Here is a 23,842-nt window from a genome sequence, read left to right as displayed (position 1 = left end):
TCATGATGACTTCAGCGACCAGAACTGCGCGAATCGGCGTCGATATCGGCGGCACTTTCACCGATCTCGTGATGATCGAAGGCGACGGGCGGCTTTATCACGCCAAGGTGCCCTCGACCCCCGCCGCGCCCGAGGAGGCGGTGATCGCCGGCATCTCGGACCTGGTGCGGGCTTCGGGAATTTCGGTCGCCGATGTGCGCGAGATCGTGCATGGCACCACCGTCGGCTCGAACACGCTCTTGCAAAAGGTCGGCGCGCGGGCCGGGCTGATCACCACCGCGGGCTTCCGCGACGTGCTGGAGATCGGCCGGCTGCGCACGCCGAACATGTTCGACCTGCAATGGGACAAGCCCGTTCCCCTGATCCCGCGCCGCTACCGGCTTGAGGCGCAGGAGCGCATCGCCGCCGACGGCACCGTCATCACGCCGCTGGACGAGGCAAGCGTCGTCGCCGCTGCCGCCGCACTGGTCGAGGCGGGGGTGGAATCCATCGCCCTCTGCTTCCTGAACAGCTATCGCAACCCCGCCCACGAACAGCGCGCCGAGGAACTGATCCGCGCGCGGTTCCCGAAGGTCCAGGTCACCACCTCGGTTTCGGTCCTGCCCGAGGCCAAGGAATACGAACGCACCAGCACCACGGTGGTGAACGCCTATGTCGGCCCGGTTCTGGCCGCCTATCTGGAGCGCCTGCAGACCGGCATCAAAAGGCTGGGCGTGAACGCGCCGCTGCTGGTCAGTAACTCGAACGGCGCGCTGGCCTCGGCCGAGACCGCCTGCGAGAAGCCGGTGTTCTTCATCTCCTCGGGCCGGGCCGCCGGCGCCGTCGGCGGTGCCAGGCTGGGCGAGGCGCTGGCCCAGGAAAACCTGGTCATCTTCGACATGGGCGGCACCACCGCCTCGGCCACGCTGGTCAATGGCGGCGAGCTGAGCCGGGTCAGCGAATACGAATTCCGCGCCGGCATCTCGACGCCTTCGCGCTTCATCAAGGCCGGCGGCTACATGATGAGCGTGCCGACCGTCGACGTGGCCGAGGTGGGCAGCGGCGCCGGCTCGATCGCCGCGCTGGACAGCGCCGGGCTGATCCGGGTCGGCCCGCTTTCGGCCGGGGCCGATCCGGGGCCGGTCTGCTACGGCCTGGGCGGCGAGGCGCCGACGGTGACGGACGCGAACCTGGTGCTGGGCTACCTGCCCGAGGAACTGGCCGGCGGGGCGCGGCATCTGGACAAGGCCGCGTCCGAGGCCGCCATCGCGGCGCGGCTGGGCGACCCGCTGGGGCTTGAGGCCGAGGATGCCGCCTATGGCATCCGCGAGGTGGTGAACGCCAACATGGCCCGCGCCATCCGCGCCGTGACCGTCGAGCGCGGCGTCGACCCGCGCGATTTCACGCTGGTCGCCATCGGGGGGTCGGGCCCCGTGCATGCCGCCGCCATCGCCTCGCTCCTGTCGATGGACAAGCTGCTGATCCCGGCCACCCCCGGCGTCTTCACCGCCATGGGCATGCTTTCGGGCGATATCGAGCGTTATTTCACCGCCCCCATCGGCCGCGTGGTCGAGGATGTCGATCTGGCGCGCCTTGCCGAGGCGACCGAGGATCTGCGCCGGCAGGCCATCGCCAACCTGCGCGAGGAAGGCATCCCTGAGGAGGCGATGGAACTGCTGCCCGAGGCGAACATGCGCTTCCGCGGTCAGGAAATGTCGCTGGCCATCCCCTTTGCCGAGCCTTTCGATCCGGTCCGCGTGCGCGAGGATTTCCTGGAGACCTATCGCTCGATCTACAGCTATGTGTCCTCCGACGCGGTCGAGGTGGTCGGCATCCGCATGACCGGCCGCGGGCTGCGGCAGGGGCGGCTGGACTTCCGCAAGCTCTCGGCTCCGGATCACGAAGAGGCGGGGCCGGTCTCGCAGCGCCGGGTCTATTTCGGCAAGGATGCCGGCTGGATCGAAACCCCGGTCTATGACCGCACCCGCTCGCCGCGCCGGCTGACCGGCCCGGTCGTCCTGGAATCGAACGACTCGACCGTGGTCGTGCCGCCGGATGCCACCGTCGAGCGCGACGACTTCCTGAACCTTCACATCCGCCTTTCGTAAGGAGCGCAGCCATGGCCGAGATTTCCGCCAATGACCCGATCACCTTCGCCGTGCTGAAAAGCGCCGTCGAATCCATCGTCGACGACATGGCCTATACGGTGATGCGGACGGCGCGTTCGCCTATCGTCCGCGACGTGCTGGATTATTCGACCACCATGTGCGACGCCAAGGGCCGCATCCTGGCGCAGGCCAAGACCGTGGCGCTGCATCTGGGGGCCGTGCCCGACGCCATGGAGGCGCTGCTGGCGCGGTTCCAGGGCGACCTGCATCCCGGCGACGTCATCATCTTCAACGATCCCTATGACGGCGGCATGCACCTGCCCGACATCTTCATGTTCAAGCCGATCTTCCACGGCGACGAACATCTCGGCTTCTCGGTGGTGATCTGCCACCATTGCGACGTGGGCGGCCGCGTGCCCGGCTCGAACGCCAGCGACTCGACCGAGATCTTCCAGGAGGGGCTGCGCCTGCCGCCGCTGAAGCTTTATGACCGCGGGGTCCGCAACGACATCGTGTTCCAGATCATCGAGCGCAACGTGCGCCTGCCCGATCTGGTCATCGGCGACCTCGAAGCGCAGTTGGCGACCTGCGCGCTTGGCGAGCGCGAGTTGCTGCGCATCGTCGACAAATACGGTGCGCCGACCTTCAACCGGTTCCTGGCCGATTTCCTCGATTACGGCGAGCGCCTGACCCGCAACGAGATCGCCAACTGGCCGGATGGAAGCTACGAGTTCACCGATTACATCGACGGTGACGGCTTCGACCCGGCGCCGATCCCGATCAAGGTGACGATCACCGTCAAGGGCGACCATCTGGACGTGGATTTCACCGGCTCATCGCCGCAGGTCAAGGGCGCGATCAACTCGACCCTGTCCTTCGTGAAATCGGCGACCTATCTGGCGATCCGCTGCACGCTGGACAGCGAGGTGCCGAACAATTCCGGCATGTATCGCGCCATCGACATCGCGGCCCCCAAGGGCTGCTTCCTGAACCCGCATTTCCCGGCGCCGGTGGCGGCGCGCGCCCTGACCGGCTATCGCGTGGTCGATACCGTGCTGGGCGCGCTTTCCAAGATCGTGCCGACGCGCGTCGCCGCGGCGGGCGAAGGCGGCAACTCGGTGGTCTGTCTGGGCGGCTATGACAAGGAGACCCGCCAGCCCTTCGTCATGGTCGACATGATCAACGGCGCCCTGGGCGCGCGCGCCAGCAAGGACGGCATCGACGCGATCACCAACCCCTCGCAGAACATGTCGAACATGCCGGTCGAGCTGATGGAATCGACCTATCCGATCCGCATCGAGGAATATTCGCTGCGCACCGATTCCTGCGGGGCGGGCAGGCAGCGGGGCGGCCTGGGCGTGGTGCGCCAGTATCGCCTGCTGGCCGAAGACGCGGTGCTGCAGCTGCGCGCCGACCGCTACGAGCATCGGCCCTATGGGCTGTTCGGCGGCAATCCGGCGGCGCCCTCGCGCAACCTGCTCAGCCTGAACGGTGGCGCGTTCGAACTGCTGGACAGCAAGGTCACGCGCAATGTCGCAAAAGGCGACGTGATCCGGCACGAACAGGCCGGGGGCGGCGGCTATGGCGACCCGCTGCTGCGCCCGCTGGAGCAGGTGCTGGAGGACGCGCTGGACGGCAAGATCACCCCGGCCTTTGCCCGCGAGCATTATCGCGTCGTGATCGAGGATGGCCGCATCAACGAGAAGGCCACGGCCGAGTTGCGCAACCTGCAACCGGAACTGGCCTGATGCCCGATCTGCGCCGTTTTGCGATCAACCAGATCACCACGCGCGACTGGACCCTTGAGCAGGCGGTGAACGGCTATGCCCGGCAGGGCGTCGCCGGGATCGGGGTCTGGATGGAATATCTGGACGCCGCCGGGATCGGGCAGGGCGCCCGGCTGATCCGCGATGCCGGGCTGTTCGTGCCCTGCCTCTGCACCAGCGCCTGGGTCAATATCGCGGACAAGGGCGGCTTTGCCGCCGCTCTTGCCGAAAACCGTCGCCGCCTGGACGCGGCGGCCGAGATCGGCGCGCCTTGCCTGGTGATCGTGCCGGGCGGGCTGGCGACGGGCGAAAAGGATCTGGCGGCGGCGCGGTCGCGGGTGATCGGGGCGCTGGAAGAGCTTTTGCCCCATGCCCGGCAGGTCGGGGTCAAGCTGGGCCTTGAGCCCCTGCATCCGATGTATGCCGCCGATCGCAGCTGCCTCAACAACTTCGCGCATTGCCTGGATCTTTGCCGCAGCCTGGGCGACAGCGCGGGCATCGTCGCCGATACCTATCATTGCTGGTGGGATGCCGGTTTCATGCCGGGGCTGCGCGAGGCGGGGCCGGAAAATATCCTGACCTTCCACCTCTGCGACTGGCTTGTGCCGACCCGCGATCTATACCATGACAGGGGCATGATCGGCGACGGCGTGGTCGACTTCGCGGCTTACAAGGCGCTTCTCGACGAGATCGGCTATGACGGTCCCTTCGAGATCGAGCTGTTCTCGAAGTTCGACTGGTGGCTGCGCGACGGCGACGAAACGGTCGCCGCTTCGGTCGAGCGTTGTGCGCCCTTCGTGGCGGAAAGGCGGAAGGTGCCGTGCTGAACGGCCCTTCGATGCAAGTGGTGGGGGGCAGATGGCGGAGAAACCCGCTATCCGGGATGCGATCCGGACGCAGGAAAGGATCCTGGCGGCAGCGCAGGCGGAATTCGCGCGCCGCGGCTATGACGGCGCGCGCGTGGATGCCATCGTGGCCCGGGCCAAGGTCAGCAAGAACCTGCTCTACCACTATTTCCGCGGCAAGGAGGATCTGTATATCCGCATCCTCGAACGCACCTACGAGACGCTCCGCCGCCGGCAGAGCGATGTTCCGGTGAACGGACTCGACCCGCTCAGCGCGATGATCCGGCTGTGCGAGAACACCTTCCGGGTCTTCGTCGAGGAGCCGGACGTGATCGTGATGCTGAACACCGAGAACCTCTATCGCGCCCGGCATATCGCCAAGTCGACGATCATCCGCAGCATGTATGACCGGCTGTCGGAAAACCTGCGCGAGATCCTGCGCCAGGGCGAAGAACAGGGCGTCTTCCGCAAGGGCGTCGATCCGGTCGAGCTGTATATCTCGATCTCGGGCCTGGGCTATTTCTACCTGTCGAACCGGCACACGCTGTCGATGCTGTTCAATCGGAAGCTGAGCGCCCCCGAGAATATCGAGCACCGCCAGGCGCATCTGGTCGACATGGTGATCAGCTATCTGACGCGCAAGCCCGAGCCCGGAGACTGGACGCCGGACCTGGCGCGCTGAACCCGGCGCGCCGGCAAGGATCATCCCGACCGCGAGGATTGGCATGGCTGACCGGAATGCCGGCCGCTTCATCGGCACCGCCATCGGGCCGATGCTTTGGGGCACGACCTATGTCGTCTTTGTCGGGGCATTGCCGACGGATCACCCGGTCCTGATCTCTGCCCTGCGGGCGCTGCCGGCCGGGCTCCTGATGCTGCTGCTGGTCCGGCGCCTGCCGCCGCTTCGCATCCTGTTTCCCGTCACCGTCCTGGCGCTGACCAATATCGGCTTGTTCTTCGCGTTGCTGCTGATCAGCGCGGCCCGGCTGCCGGGCGGGATCACCGCCACGCTGGCCGCCTGCCAGCCGCTGCTGGTCGCGCTGCTGGTATGGCCGCTGCTGGGACGGCGGCCAGGGATGGGCCAGATCGGGCTGGCGGTGCTGGGCATGGCCGGCGTCGGGCTGATGGTGCTGAACGGCGGCCTTGCCTTCGACCCGACCGGCGTGCTGGCGGGGATCGGTGCGGCCTTGTCCATGGCGCTCGGCATCGTGCTGATGGAACGCTGGCGCGATCTTGCGCCGCCGGTGCAGATGACGACATGGCAATTGCTGATCGGCGGTATCCTGATCCTGCCCTTTGCCTTGCTGGTCGAGGGCTTGCCCGTGCATTGGGAGATGCGAAACACGCTGGGCCTGGGCTATCTGGTGCTGTTCGCAACCGCCCTGGGCTATTGGCTTTGGGTGGGCGGGGTGCAGCGATTGGGCAGCCGGGTTTCGGTGCTGGCCTTTCTCAGCCCGGTGGTGGCGCTGGTCCTTGGCATCGGCATCATGGATGAGACGCTGGACGTGCAGCAGGTGCTGGGCGTGGTGCTGGTTTTCCTGTCCATCGGCCTTTCGGTAAGGGGTCGGGCATAAGGTCGCCTGCCGGGCAAGCCGATGCCGCCGGCATTTCCCGCCGCCGGCGAAGATCATGGCGATGCCCGTGCCGACGAAAGGCAAGCCTGCCGGTCGGGAAGCCCGGACCCGGACGGGCGGGATGGAGCAGGGCAGAGCGGAAAACGGCCCACCAGGCTGTTTTCCCGGCCTGCAAGGGTGCAGGGGCCGGGCTCGGCTTCCTTCGGCGTCCCGGTGCGGTTCCGACCGTGAAGGAGGACGATCATGGCCGAGAAGCGACACAAGCCCGACGAGATCGTGACGAAGCTGCGGCGGCTTGATGTGCTGCGCGGCCATCCTGCTCGTGAGCTACTCCCCGATCCTTGGACAGCTTTCCGGCTGATTTAAGCTACTGCCTTCGTCTGCTGATCGGTTTCGATGCTGTTGAAGTAGACCACGGCGGGCGGCTGCCCGCCATGGGCGGTGTGGGGCCGTCGGTGATTGTAGAAGGTCATCCATCGACCGATGGCAGACTTTGCCTGGGATCCTGTGCCCCAGGCGTGCAGGTAGACGCATTCATACTTCAGGGATCGCCAGAGGCGCTCGATGAAGACGTTGTCGATGCAGCGCCCTTTGCCGTCCATCGAGATCCGGGTGCCAACGCGCTTCAGCCGATCAGTCCAGGCGAAGGACGTGAACTGTGAACCCTGGTCCGTATTCATGATCCCCGGCGCGCCGAAGCGGTGGATGGCCTCGTTCAGCGCCTCAACGCAGAAGTCGGCCTCCAGCGTGTTCGAGATGCGCCAGGCCAGAACCTTGCGGGTGAACCAGTCCATGATGGCCACCAGATACAGGAAGCCGCGCCGCATCGGCAGGTAGGTGATATCGGCGCACCAGACCTGGCCGGGACGATCCACCCGCAGCCCGCCCAGAAGGTAGGGCCAGGTCTTGTGGCCCTTTCTCGGCTTGCTGGTGTTGGGCTTCTGGTAGATCGGCATCAGGCGCATGAGCCGCATCAGCCGCCGGATGCGCTTCTGGTTCACGCCATGGCCTTCGTTCTGCAGATGCCAGGTCATCTGCCGGACGCCGTAGAAGGGCGTATCGAGGAACTGCTGGTCGATCAGCCGCATCAGCCCGAGGTTCCGCTCAGTCTCTCCGGCCGGTTCATGATAGAACGACGAGCGCGAGATCGACAGCAGGCGGCACTGCGCCACGATCGACAGCGCGGGATGGTCCCGCTCAATCATCCCACGCCTCACTTGCCGGTCCACGGCTTGAGCTTTCGTGACAAAAAATCGTTGGCGACGGCCAGCTCCCCGATCTTGGCGTGCAGCGACCGGACCGTCTCCTCATCCACTTCCGCAACGGGCTTTCTGCCGCCGCGCTCGAAGATATCCGCAGCCCCGTCGAGCAGCGCCTTCTTCCACTGGTGGATCATCGTCGGATGCACGCCGTATTCGGCGGCCAGCTCAGACACAGTGCGCTCGCCCTTCACGGCCTCAAGCGCCACGCGCGCCTTGAAGCCCGCGTCATGGTTCCTGCGCTTCCGCATTCCTAATCTCCTTGTCCGTGGAGACCAGCAAACGTCAGATCGTAGCTTCCGTCACTGTCCGATTTCAGGGGAGTAGCTCATTCGTCTCGGACCCGTGCCGTGCAGCGGCATTCGTGGGATCGGGCTTCTTTGCCGCCATTCCATCCTCGTTCGGCCCCGGCGGGCTTGCTCTGCCCGAAAGACGGGGCATGCCCAAGCCGGGCAGGTAAAGTCACATACTATAGTATGCAGATATTCCATTGGGATGGCAATGCCATTCCGTCGTCCGGCCATTGCCCGGCGGGCCGCAGGGCGAAGGACAGGGGCGGAGCCGCCATTGCCCGGCGCGACGGGATCGGGCGGCATGGCCTGGGCAAGGCGCGATCCGAAGCGTGGACCGGCACGATCCGGGGCGCCGCCTTCCGGTTTCGTTCGCCGGGGGGACGGGGCGTCGGGCGCCCGCATCGCGCGGGATCGTTTCCCGGATCCGGCGGGCTGGTGGGGCGAAGCGGTCGCGCGCGCCTCTCCCCAAGCCGGCGGGCGAGCATCCTCCGCTTGGCCGAGATGCGCCATGAAAGCGCATGAAAAGAACTTTCGGTTGCCGGACAAAATCGGTAATCCTGGCGGGCAAAACCCGGCACGGAAGCGACTGGCCAGCGGCATTTCTCGGCTTGCACCGCAGGAATGCCATCCGGCTTCGTCACCCGATGGATTCACAAAAGGTCATTCATGATGTCTGGAAATCTCTACACCTACGCCGCTTTGGCGCTGTATTTCGGCGTGATGCTGCTGATCGGCTACCTGGCCTATCTGAAAACCAGCGATCACGAGGGCTACATGCTGGCCGGCCGGGGCCTGCCGCCCTGGGTCGCGGCGCTGAGCGCAGGGGCTTCGGACATGTCGGGCTGGCTGATCATGGGCCTGCCGGGGGCGATCTACACCACCGGGCTGATCGAGGGCTGGATCGCGGTCGGGCTGCTGATCGGCGCCTATCTGAACTGGCGGCTGGTCGCGCCGCATCTGCGCGCCTATACCGAAGTTTCGCGCAATTCCATCACCCTGCCCAGCTTTTTCGAGAATCGCCTGCGCGACAACTCGCGCCTGCTGCGCAGCCTTTCCAGCATCGTGATCCTGGTGTTCTTCACGCTCTACGCCTCGTCGGGGATGGTCGCGGGCGGCAAGTTCTTCGAAAGCGCCTTCGGGGGCGATTACCTGACCGGCATGCTGCTGGTGACGGCGGTGACGCTGGCCTATACGCTGTTCGGCGGCTTTCTGGGCGCGTCCCTGACCGATGTGGTCCAGGGGCTGATGATGGTCGTGGCGCTGGTCGTCGTGCCCGCCGTCGCGATCCTGGCCATCGGCGGCTGGACCGAGACCGCCGGTCTTGTCACCGAGGTCGGCGCTGGCAACCTGTCGCTGACCGGGGCGGGCCATATGAGTCCGGGCGCCGCGATCCTGGTGATCCTGTCCGGGCTGGCATGGGGCCTGGGCTATTTCGGCCAGCCCCATATCATCGTGCGCTTCATGGCCCTGCGCACCCCGCAAGAGGCCCGCTCCGCCCGCATCATCGGCACGAGCTGGCAGTTCGTCTCGCTGTCGGGCGCGGTTGCCAGCGGGCTGATCGGCATCGCCTATTTCAGCAAGTTCGGCAACGCACCCCGTGATGCCGAAACCGTTGTCCTGCTGATGTCGCAGGTGCTGCTGCATCCGCTGGTCGCGGGCTTCGTGCTGGCGGCGGTGCTTGCCGCGATCATGAGCACGCTGTCGAGCCAGCTGATCGTGTGCTCCTCGGCGCTGGTCGAGGACATGTATCGCGCCATCAGCCGGCCCGTTCCCAGCCAGCGCGTGCTGATCGTTCTGGGACGCGCCGGCGTGCTGGTGGTGGCGATCATCGCGGCGATGCTGGCGGTCAGCCCCAACGATACCATCCTGGGCCTCGTGGCTTTTGCCTGGGCCGGTTTCGGCGCCGCTTTCGGTCCCATCGTGCTGCTCAGCCTCTATTGGCGCAAGCTGACCAATTTTGGCGCCCTTGCGGGGATGGTGGTCGGCTCGGTTACGGTTTTCGTCTGGAAAGCGATGGATACCGGGCTTTACGAGCTCTTGCCCGCTTTCGTGCTGGCCATGGCGACCTGCGTGGTGGTCAGCCGGCTGACCTATCGCCACAACGAGGAAATCGAGCGCGAGTTCACGCAGGCCAGCCAGGCGGCCCTGGGCAAGATCTAGGACAGCACGCGACCCGGCGGCGGAGCGACAGGAGCGCCCGCCGGCACAAGGCGGGGCCGGGCCAGGCCCTGTCCTGGGATCGGCCGGCTTCCTGTCCGGGCTCAGGGCTGCGGCGCCGGGAAAGGGGCGCGGTATTGTGCCTGCCGCTCGGGTATCCAGCCCGGATACCCTGCGGGAAGCCGGGTCACAGGGTCCAGCGCCGCCAGATCGTCCGGGGCAAGCGCCCCCTCGGTTGTGCGGATATTGCCCTGCAGCTGCCCGACCCGCCTGGCGCCGACGATGATGCCGGGCGCGACCGGCTGGTGCAGGAGCCCGGCCAGCGCCACCTGGGCCACCGTGCAGCCCTTTTCCCCGGCGATGCCGCGTATCACGCCGATGGCGGCGTCGCCGCGCCCCGGAGCCACCGGCGGGACGTCGAAGCCGGCGCGTCGCCCGCCGGGCCCGGCTCGACGCCGCCGGCCTGCATCAGAACAGATCGACGCGCGGCGGATTTTGCGCCCACCAGATCCGGGCCGCCATCCGCAGGCGCTCTTGCGCCCCCGCATCGGCTGGCAAGGCTTCCAGCCCCGCCCGGCTGCCGGCCCGTGCCAGCGCCTCGATGGTCACGGGTCCGGCCCGGCCGTCCACGGCGACCGCTTCGCCCAGCTCGTTCAGGATCATCTGCGTCGCGCGGTCCAGATCGGCGGCGGCCATCCCGTCCAGCAATGCCTGCGCCCGGCTGGCGGCCTCGGCGGCCGGCAGGTCCAGCGCCTTGGCGGCGCGCAGGGCGGCATCGGCGGGGCCCAGGGGCCGGGCATTGCCGCCGAGGATGATGTCGGCGGCATTGGCACCGCCCCAGCCGTCGCCCCGCGCCAGGCCCATGTCATACCAGCGCAGCGCCGCGCGCGGATCGGGCTTGCCCAGCTGGCCGCGCATGATCATCCGTCCCAGGTTTGCAGGCGCAAAGGGATGCCCGCCCTCGGCCGCGCGTTCGAACCAGGCGCGGGCGGCGGCATGGTCCGGCTTCACCTCCCCATAGCCGCGCAACGCCACCAGCCCCAGGTTGTTGTAGCCGTAGATGTCCTTGCGCTCGGCCGAGGCGCGCAGATAGGTCAGCCCGCGCTCCGGGCGGAACCAGCGGCTGTCGGGATCCAGGAAATAGGCGCCCAGCTCGTTCATGGAATAGGTGTGGCCAAGCTCGGCGGCACGCTCCAGCAGTTCGAAGCCGCGCTGGCGGTCGGCTTCCGTCGGGCCGTTGCGCAGCAGGCGCAGGCCGCGGCTATGCATGGCAAAGGGATCGCCGCTGGCGATGGCCTCGTCCAGAAGCGCATTGCCCTGCGCCTCGTCCAGCGGAATGGGCACCACGGCGCGGTCCAGGCGCGGGCTGAGCAGCAGCATGGCGGCGGCATGGCGGGCGCGGATATGGCCGGCCGCGGCTGCGGCGCGAAAGCTGTCATGGGCCGATTGCAGGTCGCCCGAGGCCTGCTGGGCACGGCCCAGCTGGTAGAGAAGCCGCGCCATGCCGGGGTTTTCAGCCACGTCCTGCGCGCAGGCGGCCAGCGCGCGGCGGGGCTCGATCTGGTTCGGCAGGCGGTAAAGGCCCACGCCCTGAAGGTCCAGCGCGTCGCCCGCCTGGACGTCGCAGGCCAGGGCCGGCATCCCGACCGAGACATTCAGGATGCCCGGCCCGGCACCGCCGATGCCAAGGCTGAAGCGGTCGCGCAGCATATGGTCCGTCCTGTCCGCCATCGGGGTCTCGGCCAGATGCGGGCGATAGGTCACGGCGCCGCCGGCCAGGTCGATCTGCCCGTGCTGCGGCGCCTCGATCACCGAAACATCGCCCAGCGGGATGCCGGCCTGCTCGGCCAGCTTGTCGCCCAGCGGCAATTCGCGCGCAAAGGGCAGGGTCAGGTCTATGGCCAGCGCCTGCACGGGCGCGGCGCTGCGGTCGGGCTGGGAGATCGCGGCCTCCGGGGCGGCCGGGGCAGGGGCCGTCCCGCCCTGGACCAGATAGAAGGGCTGCACCAGGGTCGAGCTTTCCCAGGGCACCTGCCGGCCGCTGGTCGATTGATAGACGCGCTGGCGCACGTCGGCCAGCATGGTCAGGATGTTTTCATCCGAATATTGCCCCGCCGAGGCCAGGATCGCCTGCGTATAGGGCCCGTTTCCGCCGGCTTCGCCGTCATAGGCCACCTGTCCGGGCGAGGTCGAAAAGGCGACCAGCGAATTGATCGGGGTCGAGAAAACCTCGAAGCCGGACTTGGTCTCGAACAGCGTCGCATCAAGGTTTGCCGCCAGGCGCAGGTTCGGAAAGGGATTTTCGCGGCAGGCGTCGATCATGGCGACATGGCTTGCGCCGCGGGCCGAGAGCAGTTCGACCACCCGGTCCAGGGTGACGGACTGCACCGGCAGGTCATAGACGCTTTCAAAGGCCACGTCGGTCGGCAGAAGATAGTTCCGCCGCCCGATCTGGATGCCGTGGCCCGCATAGAAGAAAACCAGTTCCGATCCTTCGGGAATGTTGAGCAAGGCCGTGCGCAGGAAGGTTTCGAAGCCGGGCCGGTCGAGATCATGGGCCTCCTGCACGGTAAAGCCGAAGCCGCGCAGCATATCGGCGATGTCGCGGGCGTCGCGCACGGCATTGTCCAGGGCCGGGATGCGCTGGTAATTGCCATTGCCGACGACCAGCGCGATGCGGGCGCCTTCGGCCCCGGCCAAGGTCGCCAGGCCCAACGAGACTGCCGCCGCCAGCAGCAGGGAGCGTGCTGGTCGCCTGGGGGACATCGCTAGCTCCAGCCTCCTCCACCGTCATCGCCGCCGCTGCCACCGCCCCCATTGCCATTGCCACTGCCACTGCCGCCATTGCCGCCGCCGCTACCGTTGCCGCCGCCGCTACCGTTGCCGCCGCCGCTGCTGCCGCCGCTGGAACCGCCATTGCCGCCGCCATTGCTGCGGCCACCCGCGCTGCCGCTGCTGCCTGCCGTGTCGTCGGGCCCTGCCGAGGAAACGCTCGGTTGCGATTGCTGGCCGGGTTCGGATGCAGCGGGAACCTCGGCACAACCGGAAACAAGCGCGATCGTTGCTGTCGAGAACGTGAGTGCCAGAAGGGTACGCATCGCCGCCGCCCCGCATTGCAATGCACCGATGATAGCCCGAATCGCGCAATCCAGCCAGAGATTCCTGGCCCCGGCCGCACCCTGCCCAGCCAGGGGCGGCCCGGTCCGGCATGCCGGTCGCGACCGTCCGCCAGGCAGTTCCCTTGCGCTGGGCTGGATTGGCTTGGCGCTAGCGGGCGTGCGGCATGCGTTCGGCGGCTGCCCGGAAAGCGGTCTGCCTGTCGAAGTTTCGGGCAGATTGCCCGGCGATTTGGCCCTGGCCGCATCGCGGCGGCTGCCCGCCGGTTGATCGGCGGCATGTTTCGTGGCCGAGGTCGGGGCAGCATACCGGGATCCGCTGATGGCTTTGGACCTTTCCAGTTCAGTTCGGGCATTGCCGCGCAGCCATGGCTCGGCCGGGCTGTCGCGCGACCGGGGGCGGCTGTGCCGGCTGCATCAGCAAGGCTGCCTGAAGATCCTGATGCCCCGGATCCAATGCATGCGGGGCCGGTCCGAGGCGGTGGTCGTCAACACCGCCGGGGGCATCACCGGGGGCGACCGGCTGGCGCTCGACATCCATGCGGGCCGGGGCGAAAGCCTGACGGTGACGACGCAGGCGGCCGAGCGCATCTATCGCAGCGCGGGCGGGGCCGGGCAGGTGTCGAACCTCCTGACGCTTGGCGAAGGCGCGCGTATCGACTGGCTGCCGCAGGAGACGATCCTGTTCGAGGGCTCGGCCCTCGAGCGGCGGCTGAGCGTGGACATGGCGGCTGGCGCGACGCTGCTGGCCGCCGAAAGCCTGGTCTTCGGGCGCGCGGCGCATGGGGAAACGCTGTGCCGGTTCCATCTGCGCGACCATTGGCGCATCCGCCGCGGCGAGCGCCTGATCCATGCCGAGGCGGTGCGGCTGGACGGGATGCCCTCGGGTCCGGCCACTCTGGCGGGGGTGCGCGCCGCCGCGACCGTGATCCTTGCCGCGCCGGGGGCCGAGCATGGGCTCGACGCGGCCCGCGCGGCCATCCCCCAGGGCGCCGAGGCCGGCGTCAGCGCGCTGCCGGGCCTGCTGGTGGCGCGGTTCCTGGCGCCCTCGGCCCAGGCCCTGCGGGCGGCGCTGGTGCCGCTCATCGCGCATTTCCGCGCCGGCCCGCCGCCGCGCGTCTGGCAATTGTGAGGCAAGAGATGAACCTGACACCCCGCGAAAAGGACAAGCTGCTGGTGGCCATGGCCGCCATCGTCGCCCGCAACCGCATGGCGCGCGGGGTCAGGCTGAACCACCCCGAGGCCGTCGCCATCATCACCGACGCCGTGGTCGAGGGCGCCCGCGACGGCCGCTCGGTCGCCGATCTGATGTCCCATGGCGCCGAGATCCTGCGCGCCGAGGACTGCATGCCAGGCGTGCCCGAGATGATCCCCGAGATCCAGGTCGAGGCCACCTTTCCCGACGGCACCAAGCTGGTGACGGTCCACCATCCCATCCGCTGAAGGACTCCGCGATGAAAAAGCTTTCTGCCGCCCTGTTGCTGACACCGACCGCAGCCCTTGCCCATACCGGCGCCCATACCGGCCATGCCGGGGGCGCGCCCTTGGTGGCGGGCCTGTCCCATCCGCTGGGCGGGGCCGATCACCTGCTGGCCATGGTGGCCGTGGGCCTGTGGGCGGCCGGCATCGGCGGGCGCGCGGTCTGGGCGTTGCCGCTGGCCTTCGTCGCGGCGATGGTCGCCGGCGGCGGTCTGGGCGCGGCGGGGGTCCACCTGCCGCTGGTCGAGCCGGCGATCCTGGCCTCGTCCATCGTCATCGGGGCGGCGATCGCGCTGGCCCTGCGGCCGGGCCTGGCCATGGCGCTGCCGGTGATCGCGGTCTTCGGCCTGATGCACGGCCATGCGCATGGGGTCGAGGGGCCGGCCGAAGGGCTGGCCGCCTATGCCGCGGGCTTTGCGCTGGCGACGGCGGGCCTGCATGGCGCGGGCATCGCGCTGGGCCGGCTGCCGCTGGCGCGCTGGCTGGGGGCGGCGACGGCCGCGGCCGGCCTTGCCTTGGCGGTGGCCTGACATGATCCCCGGAGAGATCATCCCCGCCGCGGGCGAGATCGTGCTGAACGCCGGCCGCCCCCGGCTGACCCTGACCGTGGCCAATACCGGCGACCGCCCGGTGCAGGTCGGCAGCCATTACCATTTCGCCGAAACCAACCCGGCGCTGGATTTCGACCGCGCGGCCGCGCGGGGAATGCGCCTCGACATCGCCGCCGGCACCGCGATCCGCTTCGAGCCGGGCCAGACCCGCGACGTCGGCCTGATCCCCTTCGCGGGCGACCGCCGCGTCTTCGGCTTCCGTGCCGCCGTGATGGGGAAGCTGTAGGATGCCCGTGACCCTCTCCCGCGCCGATTACGCGGCGATCTATGGCCCGACCACCGGCGACCGTGTCCGCCTGGCCGATACCGAGCTGGTCATTGAGGTCGAGCGCGACCTGACCACCTATGGCGAGGAGGTCAAGTTCGGCGGCGGCAAGGTCATCCGCGACGGCATGGGCCAGTCGCAGAAATCCCGCGCCGAGGGCGCGATGGACACCGTGATCACCAATGCGCTGATCGTGGATGCGACCGGCATCTACAAGGCCGACGTGGGCCTGCGCGACGGGCGCATCGCCGTGATCGGCAAGGCGGGCAACCCCGACACCCAGCCCGCCGTGACCGTGCTGATCGGGCCGGGGACCGAGATCATCGCGGGCGAGGGCCGCATCCTGACCGCCGGTGCCATGGACGCGCATATCCATTTCATCTGCCCCCAGCAGATCGACGACGCGCTGCATTCGGGCATCACCACCATGCTGGGCGGCGGCACCGGCCCGGCGCATGGCACGCTGGCCACCACCTGCACGCCGGGGCCCTGGCATATCGGGCGGATGCTGCAGGCCGCCGACGCCTTCCCGATGAACCTCGCCTTCGCGGGCAAGGGCAATGCCTCGCTGCCTGCGGCGCTTGAGGAACAGGTCCGCGCCGGCGCCTGCGCGATGAAGCTGCACGAGGACTGGGGTACCGCCCCTGCCGCCATCGACTGCTGCCTTTCCGTCGCCGACCGCATGGATGTGCAGGTGATGATCCACACCGACACGCTGAACGAAAGCGGCTTCGTCGAGGATACCATCGCCGCCATTGCCGGCCGCACCATCCACGCCTTCCACACCGAGGGCGCGGGCGGTGGCCATGCGCCCGACATCATCCGGGTGGCCGGGCTTGCGAACGTGATCCCGTCCTCGACCAACCCGACGCGGCCCTTCACCGTCAACACGATGGAGGAACACCTGGACATGCTGATGGTCTGCCATCACCTGGACCGCCGGGTTCCGGAAGACATCGCCTTTGCCGAATCCCGCATCCGGCGCGAGACCATCGCGGCCGAGGACATCCTGCACGACATGGGTGCCATGTCGATCATCTCGTCCGACAGCCAGGCCATGGGCCGGGTGGGCGAGGTGCTGATCCGCACCTGGCAGACCGCCCACAAGATGCGGGTGCAGCGCGGCTCCCTGGGCGATGGCCCGGCCGACAATTTCCGCGTCCGCCGCTATGTCGCGAAATACACCATCAACCCCGCCATCGCGCATGGGCTGTCGCATGAGATCGGCTCGGTCGAGCCCGGAAAGCGCGCCGACCTGGTGCTGTGGAACCCCGCCTTCTTCGGCGTCAAGCCCGAGATGGTGCTCTTGGGCGGCAGCGTGGTCATGGCGCAGATGGGCGATCCGAACGCCTCGATCCCGACGCCGCAGCCGGTGCATTCGCGGCCCATGTTCGGGGCTTTCGGGCGCTCGGTCGAACGCAGCGCCGTGACCTTTGTCAGCCGCGATGCCGAACTGGACCGGCTGGGGCTGGCCAAGGACACGGTCGCCGTGCGCGGCACGCGCGGCATCGGCAAGGCGCAGATGGTGCTGAACGATGCCACCCCCGAGATCCATGTCGACCCCGAAACCTACGAGGTGCGCGCGGATGGCGAATTGCTGACCTGCCAGCCCGCCGAAAGCCTGCCCATGACCCAACGCTATTTCCTGTTCTGACGATGAAAGCCACCGCCGTCCTTCGCCCCCCGCTTGCCGGCCGACCAGTCGACCGGGTCGAGCTGGACTACGATGCCCGCTTCCTGCGCCGCAAGCTGCTGCGCACCCGAGCCGGCGCCGACCTGCTGGTCGATCTGCCGAAAGTCACCGCGCTGGCCCATGGCGATGCGCTGCTGACCGATGCCGGCCCGGTCGAGGTCGTCGCCGCAGCCGAGCCGGTGCTGATCGTCACCGGCGACCTGCCGCGCCTGGCCTGGCATATCGGCAACCGCCACACGCCCTGCCAGATCGAGCCCTTCCACCTAGTTATCCGCGCCGATCACGTGTTGCGCGCCATGCTGCAGGGCCTGGGCGCGACCGTGACCGAGGCGCGGCAGCCTTTCATCCCCGAAGGCGGCGCCTATGGCCCGGCCCAGGTCATGGGTCATTCGCATTCGCATGGACATGAGCATGGACATGGGTACGGGCACCACCATGCGCATGGCCAGGCCCACCCCCATGACGGCTGAGCTTGTCGCGCTGCAACGGTTGTTCGCCTGGCTGTCGCCCGCTTGGCCGGTGGGCGGCTTCGCCTATTCGCACGGGATCGAGCAGGCCATCGCCGACGGCTGGCTGACGGGGCCGGAGACGGTGCGGGACTGGATCGCCGATCTTCTGCGCCACGGGGCGGGCCGCAACGACGCCATCCTCTTGGCCCATGCCTGGCGGGGCGAGGACGTGGCCGAGCTTGCCCTGGCGCTGTCGGGCTGCGCCGAGCGCCGCCGCGAGACGGCCGAGCAGGGGGCAAGCTTCGCCCGCGCCGTCTCGGCCGTCGAGGATGCGCTGCCCGCCGCCCCCTATCCCGTCGCCATCGGCATCGCCGCCGCGCGGGCGGGGGTGCCGCTTGCCGAGACGCTGGCGCTTTTCCTGCAAGCCTTCGCATCGAACCTTGTCACCGCCTGCGTGAAATCTGTGCCCATCGGCCCGCTCCAGGGCCAGCGCGTCCTGGCCGAGCTGATGCCGCTGATCCGGGCGGTCGCGGCCGAGGCCGAGACCGCCGGCCTGGACGAGCTGGGCGGCTGCGCCCTGCGCGGCGACCTGGCCGCCATCCGCCACGAAACGCTGCAACCGAGGATCTATCGCACATGACCAGCCCGAACGGCCCGCTTCGCATCGGCATCGGCGGCCCGGTCGGCGCGGGCAAGACCCGCCTGACCGAGGCGCTTTGCCGGGCGCTTTCGCAAGACCTCTCCGTCGCCGCGATCACCAATGACATCTATACGCGCGAGGATGCCGAATACCTGATGCGCGTCCAGGCCCTGCCGCTGGAGCGCATCCGCGGCGTCGAGACCGGCGGTTGCCCGCATACGGCGATCCGCGAGGATTGCTCGATCAACCTGGCGGCGGTCGAGGAACTGACGACGGCCTTTCCCGATCTCGACGTGATCCTGATCGAGTCGGGGGGCGATAATCTCTCGGCCACCTTCTCGCCGGAACTGGCGGACCTGACGGTCTATCAGATCGATTGCGGCATGGGCGACGACATCCCGCGCAAGGGCGGGCCGGGCGTCACGCGCTCGGACCTGTTGGTCGTCAACAAGATCGATATCGCCGAAGCCGTCGGCTGCGACCGCATGCGCATGGCCCGTGACGCGGCCCGCCAGAGGGGCGAGCGCCCGGTGCGCTTCTGCTCCCTGCGCACCGGCGAGGGCGTGGCCGAGGTCGTGGCCGAGATTCGCAGGCTGGGCGGATTGGGCGATCCGGCCCGCGCCTGACGGTCCTGCTGCCGGGCGGGATGACGGGCCGGGCGGGTGTTTTCTGTCCTCGCCAGTGGCCTCAGCCCTCGAAAGGGCCAAGATCGCCGGGCGTTCGCGCGCCCAGAAAGCCCATCGCCGTCCGCATCTCGGCCAGGAGCATGTCCAGCAGCGCCGCGGCGCCGGCCTCGCCCCCGGCGGCAAGGCCCCAGAGCGGCGCGCGGCCCAGCTGCACGGCCGCGGCGCCGAGCGCGAGGTATTTCAGCACGTCCGAGCCGCGCCGGACGCCGCTGTCGGCCAGCAGTTCGGGCACCGCGCCGGGATCGGCGGCGATGCGCGCCAGGGCCTCGGCGGTGGTCGGCAGGGCGTCGCAATTGCGCCCGCCATGGGTCGAGACGACGATGGCATCGGCACCCTCGGCCCTGGCGCGGCGGGCATCCTCGGCGCTCAGTACGCCCTTGAGGATGATCCGGCCCTGCCAGCCGTCGCGCAGCGCGCGGAAATCCTGCCATGTCAGCGCCGGGTCGAGGCGCAGGTCTTCGGCCATCACCGGCGACAGCAGGCCGGCGCGGAACTCGGGCGGGTAATGGCCATAGCTGGGCATCCCCCGGCGCAGGCCCGGCCGCAGGATCACCCGCCACAGCCAGCGCGGGTGGCACAGCATGTCGGCGACATTGCCGGGCGTCGGCCGGAACGGCACGCCGAAGCCGTTGCGCTGGTTGTATTCGCGCTTGGGCGGCATCTGCGTGTCCACGGTCAGCACCAGCGTATCGCAATCGCAAGCCGCGACCCGGTGCAGCAGATCGGCCGTGCGGGCGCGGTCCTTCCAGACGTAAAGCTGGAACCACAGCTCGGCCTCGGGGGCGCCGCGGCGGATGTCCTCGATCGGCTCGACCGATTGCGTCGAGACGGTGAAGGGGATCCCGAAGCGGCTGGCGGCGCGGGCGAGCTTCGTCTCGCCCCGATCCGCCACCATGCCGGCCAGCGCGGTCGGCGCGATCACCAGCGGGGTCGGGCGGCTCCGGCCCAGCAGGGCGGTCTCCAGCGAGGCCGGGCAATCGCCGTTCAGGATGCGCGGCCGGAGCCGGATCCCGTCCAGCGAGGCGCGGATGCGAGAGAGCGAAACCTCGTCCTCGGTGCCGCGGTCGATATAGTCGAACAGCCCCTTGGGCAGGCGCCGCCGTGCGGCCGCGCGGAAATCGTCCGTGTTCAGCGGCGCCATCCGCGGCGCTCCCTATGCGGCCAGCAGCTTTTCGACCTCGGCCCGCAGCCGGGCCGAGCGTTCGGGCTGGCAGGCATCCAGCGGCATCAGCACCTTTTGCGCGTCGATGCCGAACAGGTCCAGCACCGATTTCATCGGGCCGGGATTGGTCTCGCCGAAGGCCGCGTTCATCATCGGCTGGGCCCGGCGGTGCAGGGCCAGCGCGCCGGCCAGGTCGCCCGCGGCCAGCATGTCGTGCATCCGGACCCAGAAGGCCGGCAGCATCGAGGCGGTGACGATGATCCCGCCCTTCGCGCCCGCGGCCATGTGCAGGGGGAACAGCGAGTCCTCGCCGCCGAGGATGGCGAAGTCGTCGCCGACCCCCGCCGCGACCTGCAGGAAGTGATACATGTCGGTGTTGCACGCCTTCATGCCGATGATGTTGGGGTGCCGCGACAGCTCATGCGTGACCTCGGGCGGGATGGCGATGCGGGTGCGATAGGGGATCTCGTAGAGCAGCACCGGCACCGGCGAGGCATCGGCATAGCGCATGAAATAGTCGCGCAGCCCGGCCGGTGTCGGGTTGGTGTAATAGGGCGTCAGCACCAGCAGGCAATCGGCGCCGGCCGCGGCATAATCCTTGCCCGCCCTGATGGCGTCGTAATAGCCCGTATCCAGCACGCCGGCCATGACGGTCTGCCCGCCCTGGCTGCGCTCAGCGCAGACGGCCACGGCATCGACCCGCGTCGCATGCGGCAGCGCGCCGTATTCGCCGGTGCCGCCGATGGGCAGCACGCCGGTGCAGCCGCCGGCATGGACGTGATCGACGAGTTTCGCCATGTCGCCGCGCGCCAGGCTGTCGTCGCCGTTCACAAGGGTCGGCAGGGCGGGGATGATCCCGCGAAGGTCTTTCGAAGTCAGCATTGTCTATCCGTTCAAGGTTATTTCTGGCGTCGGTTCAGCAGCCCCACCGCGACGATCAGCGCCGTCACGAACAGGAACAGGCAGGTCGAGACCGCCGCCAGCAGCGGCGAAATCGACAGCGAGACCTCGTCCCAAAGCTGCTTGGGCAGGGTCGCGGACATGCCGCCCGAGGTGAAAAGCGCGATGGTCAGCTCGTCGAAGCTGATGGTGAAGGCGAAAAGGAAGGCCGAGATCATGCCCGCGCCGATGATCGGCAGCGTGACCAGCCGCAGCGTGCGGATCGGCGTCGCGCCCAGGCTTTGCGCGGCCAGGTCCAGCCGGGTGTCGTAGTTGCGCAAGACCGACATGACCGTCAGCACCACATAGGGCACGGCGATGACCGTGTGGCCGATGATCAGGCCCAGGTTGGTGCCGACCAGCCCGATCTTGGCGTAAAGGTAGAACAGCCCCACCGACAGGATCATGTTCGGCATCACCACCGGCATCAGGGTAAAGGCCAGAAGCGCCGTCTTGCCCCGCATCCTGCCGCGCACCATCAGGAAGGCGACGGGCGTGCCGATCAGCAGCGCCAGGACCGCGGTGCTGAAGCCGACGACCAGCGAGCGGGTCAGCGCGCTCATCCAGATCGGCGAGTCGAAGATCTGCTGGTACCATTTCAGGGTAAAGCCCTGCGGCGGCCAGTTCAGCCCGCTTTCCGCGAAGGACAGCGGGATCATCAGCAGCACCGGCAGCGTCATCACCGCCAGCAGCACGGTGACGAAGCCCAGCAGCGGGCGCGGCGCACCTTCGCGGGCGCGGCGGCGCGGAAACAGCCCGATGATCGCGTCCGAGGCATGGCCCAGCCCGGTCAGGATCGCGTCTCCGATGCGCGAGAAGATCCCCTTGCGGCCGGGCCGGCCTTTCCTGGCCGCGGATTCGCCGGTCATGGTCGAAAGCCCGACGGCGCGGTCGTAAAGCACGAAGACCAGCAGCACGACCGCCAGCAGCAGCACGGCGACGGCGCTGGCAAAGCCCCAGTTCATGGTCTGGATGATCTGCTCGATGATGATCTGGGTGATCATCGTCTCGCGCCGCCCGCCCAGCAGGGCCGGGAAGATGAAGAAGCCGATGGCGGTGACGAAGACCATCAGCGCCCCCGAGGTCACGCCGGGAAAGGACAGCGGGAAGTAGATCTTCCAGAAGGCCATGCCGGGCCTGGCGCCAAGGGTCGAGGCGGCGCGGGTCAGGTTTCGGTCGATATTCTCCATCACCGACAGCATGGTCAGCACCGCCAGCGGCAGCAGGGCATGGACCATGCCGATGACCACGGCCGAGAAATTATACATCAGCGCGATGGGTGCATCGCTGATGCCCAGCGTCTGCAGCAGCTTGTTCACCACGCCGTTGCGGCCCAAGAGGATGATCCAGGCGAAGGCGCGCACCAGGAACGAGGTCCAGAAGGACAGCAGGATCCAGAACAGGATCCGGCCCTTTTTCGCCTTCGGCAGGATCGAGATCAGATAGGCCACCGGATAACCGGCAATGACCGCAAAGATCGTGGTCACGACCGAGATCTTCAGCGTCAGCATCATCACTGTCAGATAGACCGGCGTGCCGAGCAGGCGCTGGTAGTTTTCCAGCGAGAAGCCGTCGCCCTTCTGGAAGGACAGCAGGAAAAGCTGTGCCGAAGGGTAGATCAGGAATGTCACCAGCAGCAGCACCATCGGCGCCGCCATCAGAAGCTGCCTGCTTCTGCGGCTCATCGGCCGGCGGGTCGCGGCCGGGGGACGGGCCGGGGCGGGGATGGCGGCCATCACGCGGCCTCGTCGGCGGGGATGGCGACGGCGTCGCGCGGATCGAAGCTCAGGCGATAGTCGCGGCCGGGCTCGGGGGCGCGGGCGCTCATCGCGGTGGCGCGGGTGGCGATCAGCGGGTCAGACGCCAGCGCCGGCGCCTCGAGGAAGAACTTGGTGCTGGCGCCGGTCACGCTCCAGCTGCGCAGCCTGGCGTTCAGCCCCTCGCCGGGCGTATCCTCCAGGCGGATGTTCTGCGGCCGCAACATGACCTTGACCGCAGCGCCCTGGCCCAGCGGCCGGGGCAGGGTGACTCGGATCTCGCTGGCATCGCCCAGCCGCACCACGCCCTCGCCGTCCGCGCCCGAGACGAGACGGCCCTCCAGCAGGTTCGCCTCGCCCAGGAAATCGGCGACGAACAGCGATTGCGGGCGGAAATACAGGTCGGCCGGGCTGCCCAGCTGCGCGATCCTGCCGCCGTTCATCAGGCAGATGCGGTCCGACATGGTCATCGCCTCTTCCTGGTCGTGGGTGACATAGACGATGGTGCCGCCGATCTCCTTGTGGATGCGCAGGATCTCGAACTGCATCTGGTCGCGCAGCTTCTTGTCCAGCGCGCCCAGCGGCTCGTCCATCAGGATGACCGAGGGGCGATAGATGGTGCAGCGCGCAAGGGCCACGCGCTGCTGCTGTCCGCCGGACAGCTCCTTGGGGAAACGGTCGGCGATATGGGGCAGGCGCACCATGTCCAGCGCCTCCTGCACAAGCCGCCTGATCTCGGCCGCAGGCGTGCCGCGCATCTTCAGCGGAAAGGCGATGTTCTCGGCGATGGTCATGTGCGGGAACAGCGCATAGTTCTGGAACATCATGCCGATGTCGCGCTGATAGGGCGCGGCATAGGTCACGTCCCGGTCGTTCATCAGGATGCGCCCGCTGTCGGCCTCGGCCAGCCCGGCGATCAGGCTCAGCAGCGTGGTCTTGCCCGAGCCGGAGGGCCCCAGCAGCGTCAGGAACTCGCCCTTCTCGACCTTCAGGTCGGTCGGTGCCAGGGCGACGAAGTCGCCATAGACCTTGCCCAGGCCCTGCGTTTCCAAAGTGCTCATGTC

The 23,842-nt window shown here is 68.3% G+C and carries 23 protein-coding genes; 15 read left to right on the top strand and 8 right to left on the bottom strand.

The window, feature by feature from the left end:
- Positions 1-2: 2 nt before the first annotated feature.
- From ACNKFW_RS18485 to ACNKFW_RS18460, 6 genes are all read left to right on the top strand, one after another.
- On the top strand, positions 3-2,087 hold the full coding sequence (locus tag ACNKFW_RS18485) for a hydantoinase/oxoprolinase family protein (protein ID WP_208852034.1): 2,085 nt from the start codon (positions 3-5) through the stop codon (positions 2,085-2,087).
- 11 nt (positions 2,088-2,098) lie between these two features.
- Positions 2,099-3,835, top strand: coding sequence for a hydantoinase B/oxoprolinase family protein (locus ACNKFW_RS18480; RefSeq protein WP_147428715.1), 1,737 nt, complete (start codon positions 2,099-2,101; stop codon positions 3,833-3,835).
- Positions 3,835-4,680 (top strand): sugar phosphate isomerase/epimerase family protein, encoded by an 846-nt coding sequence (locus tag ACNKFW_RS18475; protein WP_147428716.1) that lies wholly within the window; start codon positions 3,835-3,837, stop codon positions 4,678-4,680. Before ACNKFW_RS18480 ends, ACNKFW_RS18475 begins: the two co-directional genes overlap by 1 nt.
- A 31-nt stretch (positions 4,681-4,711) precedes the next feature.
- Complete coding sequence (locus tag ACNKFW_RS18470) at positions 4,712-5,380, top strand: TetR/AcrR family transcriptional regulator (RefSeq protein WP_024843511.1); 669 nt, start codon at positions 4,712-4,714, stop codon at positions 5,378-5,380.
- 43 nt (positions 5,381-5,423) lie between these two features.
- On the top strand, positions 5,424-6,272 hold the full coding sequence (locus ACNKFW_RS18465; protein WP_418025155.1) for an EamA family transporter: 849 nt from the start codon (positions 5,424-5,426) through the stop codon (positions 6,270-6,272).
- 243 nt (positions 6,273-6,515) lie between these two features.
- Entirely contained in the window at positions 6,516-6,638 is a 123-nt protein-coding gene (locus tag ACNKFW_RS18460) for a hypothetical protein (protein ID WP_276330384.1), read from the top strand.
- Here the strand turns inward: ACNKFW_RS18460 and ACNKFW_RS18455 are convergent.
- Positions 6,635-7,782, bottom strand: a protein-coding gene (locus tag ACNKFW_RS18455; protein WP_407672796.1) for an IS3 family transposase whose coding sequence is annotated in 2 segments (ribosomal slippage) — positions 6,635-7,494 and positions 7,494-7,782 — 1,149 coding nt in all. Because the reading frame shifts where the segments join, the coding sequence is not laid out codon by codon here. The genes ACNKFW_RS18460 and ACNKFW_RS18455 overlap by 4 nt on opposite strands.
- A gap of 711 nt (positions 7,783-8,493) precedes the next feature.
- Here ACNKFW_RS18455 and putP point away from each other — a divergent pair.
- A complete protein-coding gene (gene putP / locus ACNKFW_RS18450) occupies positions 8,494-9,984 on the top strand; it encodes a sodium/proline symporter PutP (RefSeq protein WP_024845765.1) in 1,491 nt (496 codons plus the stop codon).
- 101 nt (positions 9,985-10,085) lie between these two features.
- On the opposite strand, the gene ACNKFW_RS18445 is transcribed toward putP, so the two are convergent.
- The 3 genes from ACNKFW_RS18445 to ACNKFW_RS18435 form a co-directional block, all read right to left on the bottom strand.
- Complete coding sequence (locus ACNKFW_RS18445) at positions 10,086-10,388, bottom strand: aldo/keto reductase (protein WP_244314465.1); 303 nt, start codon at positions 10,386-10,388, stop codon at positions 10,086-10,088.
- Positions 10,389-10,449: 61 nt separating this feature from the next.
- Positions 10,450-12,747 (bottom strand): caspase family protein, encoded by a 2,298-nt coding sequence (locus ACNKFW_RS18440; protein WP_147428718.1) that lies wholly within the window; start codon positions 12,745-12,747, stop codon positions 10,450-10,452.
- A 2-nt stretch (positions 12,748-12,749) separates the two neighbouring features.
- Positions 12,750-13,079, bottom strand: a complete 330-nt coding sequence (locus ACNKFW_RS18435) for a hypothetical protein (RefSeq protein ID WP_418025153.1) — start codon at positions 13,077-13,079, stop codon at positions 12,750-12,752.
- A gap of 340 nt (positions 13,080-13,419) precedes the next feature.
- Here ACNKFW_RS18435 and ACNKFW_RS18430 point away from each other — a divergent pair, with 340 nt between their 5' ends.
- Genes ACNKFW_RS18430 through ureG form a run of 8 tightly spaced genes read left to right on the top strand, consistent with a single transcriptional unit; the run spans position 13,420 to position 18,860 of the window.
- Complete coding sequence (locus tag ACNKFW_RS18430) at positions 13,420-14,229, top strand: urease accessory protein UreD (protein WP_147428720.1); 810 nt, start codon at positions 13,420-13,422, stop codon at positions 14,227-14,229.
- Positions 14,230-14,237: 8 nt separating this feature from the next.
- The gene (locus tag ACNKFW_RS18425; RefSeq protein WP_147428721.1) at positions 14,238-14,540 is read left to right on the top strand and encodes an urease subunit gamma; all 303 of its coding nucleotides are present in this window, start codon (positions 14,238-14,240) and stop codon (positions 14,538-14,540) included.
- Between the two features lie 11 nt (positions 14,541-14,551).
- The gene (locus tag ACNKFW_RS18420) at positions 14,552-15,106 is read left to right on the top strand and encodes a HupE/UreJ family protein (protein WP_024845760.1); all 555 of its coding nucleotides are present in this window, start codon (positions 14,552-14,554) and stop codon (positions 15,104-15,106) included.
- 1 nt (position 15,107) lies between these two features.
- A complete protein-coding gene (locus tag ACNKFW_RS18415) occupies positions 15,108-15,413 on the top strand; it encodes an urease subunit beta (protein WP_024845759.1) in 306 nt (101 codons plus the stop codon).
- A gap of 1 nt (position 15,414) precedes the next feature.
- The gene (ureC, locus tag ACNKFW_RS18410; RefSeq protein ID WP_024845758.1) at positions 15,415-17,106 is read left to right on the top strand and encodes an urease subunit alpha; all 1,692 of its coding nucleotides are present in this window, start codon (positions 15,415-15,417) and stop codon (positions 17,104-17,106) included.
- 2 nt (positions 17,107-17,108) lie between these two features.
- Complete coding sequence (locus ACNKFW_RS18405; protein ID WP_147428723.1) at positions 17,109-17,615, top strand: urease accessory protein UreE; 507 nt, start codon at positions 17,109-17,111, stop codon at positions 17,613-17,615.
- Entirely contained in the window at positions 17,605-18,234 is a 630-nt protein-coding gene (locus ACNKFW_RS18400) for an urease accessory protein UreF (RefSeq protein WP_024845757.1), read from the top strand. Before ACNKFW_RS18405 ends, ACNKFW_RS18400 begins: the two co-directional genes overlap by 11 nt.
- Positions 18,231-18,860, top strand: coding sequence for an urease accessory protein UreG (gene ureG, locus ACNKFW_RS18395; RefSeq protein WP_147428725.1), 630 nt, complete (start codon positions 18,231-18,233; stop codon positions 18,858-18,860). The genes ACNKFW_RS18400 and ureG overlap by 4 nt, the downstream gene beginning before the upstream one ends.
- 61 nt (positions 18,861-18,921) lie before the next feature.
- Here ureG and ACNKFW_RS18390 read toward each other — a convergent pair whose 3' ends face one another.
- The 4 genes from ACNKFW_RS18390 to ACNKFW_RS18375 are packed head-to-tail and all read right to left on the bottom strand — an operon-like array spanning position 18,922 to position 23,839.
- A complete protein-coding gene (locus ACNKFW_RS18390) occupies positions 18,922-20,061 on the bottom strand; it encodes an alpha-hydroxy acid oxidase (protein WP_147428726.1) in 1,140 nt (379 codons plus the stop codon).
- A gap of 12 nt (positions 20,062-20,073) precedes the next feature.
- Positions 20,074-20,964 carry a dihydrodipicolinate synthase family protein gene (locus ACNKFW_RS18385; RefSeq protein WP_024845754.1) on the bottom strand — a complete coding sequence of 297 codons (891 nt, stop codon included), beginning with the start codon at positions 20,962-20,964 and terminating at the stop codon, positions 20,074-20,076.
- Between the two features lie 17 nt (positions 20,965-20,981).
- Positions 20,982-22,757 (bottom strand): ABC transporter permease subunit, encoded by a 1,776-nt coding sequence (locus ACNKFW_RS18380; RefSeq protein ID WP_208852032.1) that lies wholly within the window; start codon positions 22,755-22,757, stop codon positions 20,982-20,984.
- Positions 22,757-23,839, bottom strand: coding sequence for an ABC transporter ATP-binding protein (locus ACNKFW_RS18375; RefSeq protein WP_024845752.1), 1,083 nt, complete (start codon positions 23,837-23,839; stop codon positions 22,757-22,759). The genes ACNKFW_RS18380 and ACNKFW_RS18375 overlap by 1 nt, the downstream gene beginning before the upstream one ends.
- Positions 23,840-23,842 lie beyond the last annotated feature (3 nt).

This window comes from Paracoccus sp. TD-10, assembly GCF_048270675.1.
GTDB classification, from domain to species: Bacteria; Pseudomonadota; Alphaproteobacteria; order Rhodobacterales; family Rhodobacteraceae; genus Paracoccus; species Paracoccus pantotrophus.
Note: the sequence above shows the minus strand (reverse complement) of the source record. Positions and strands in the feature narration are given on the sequence as shown.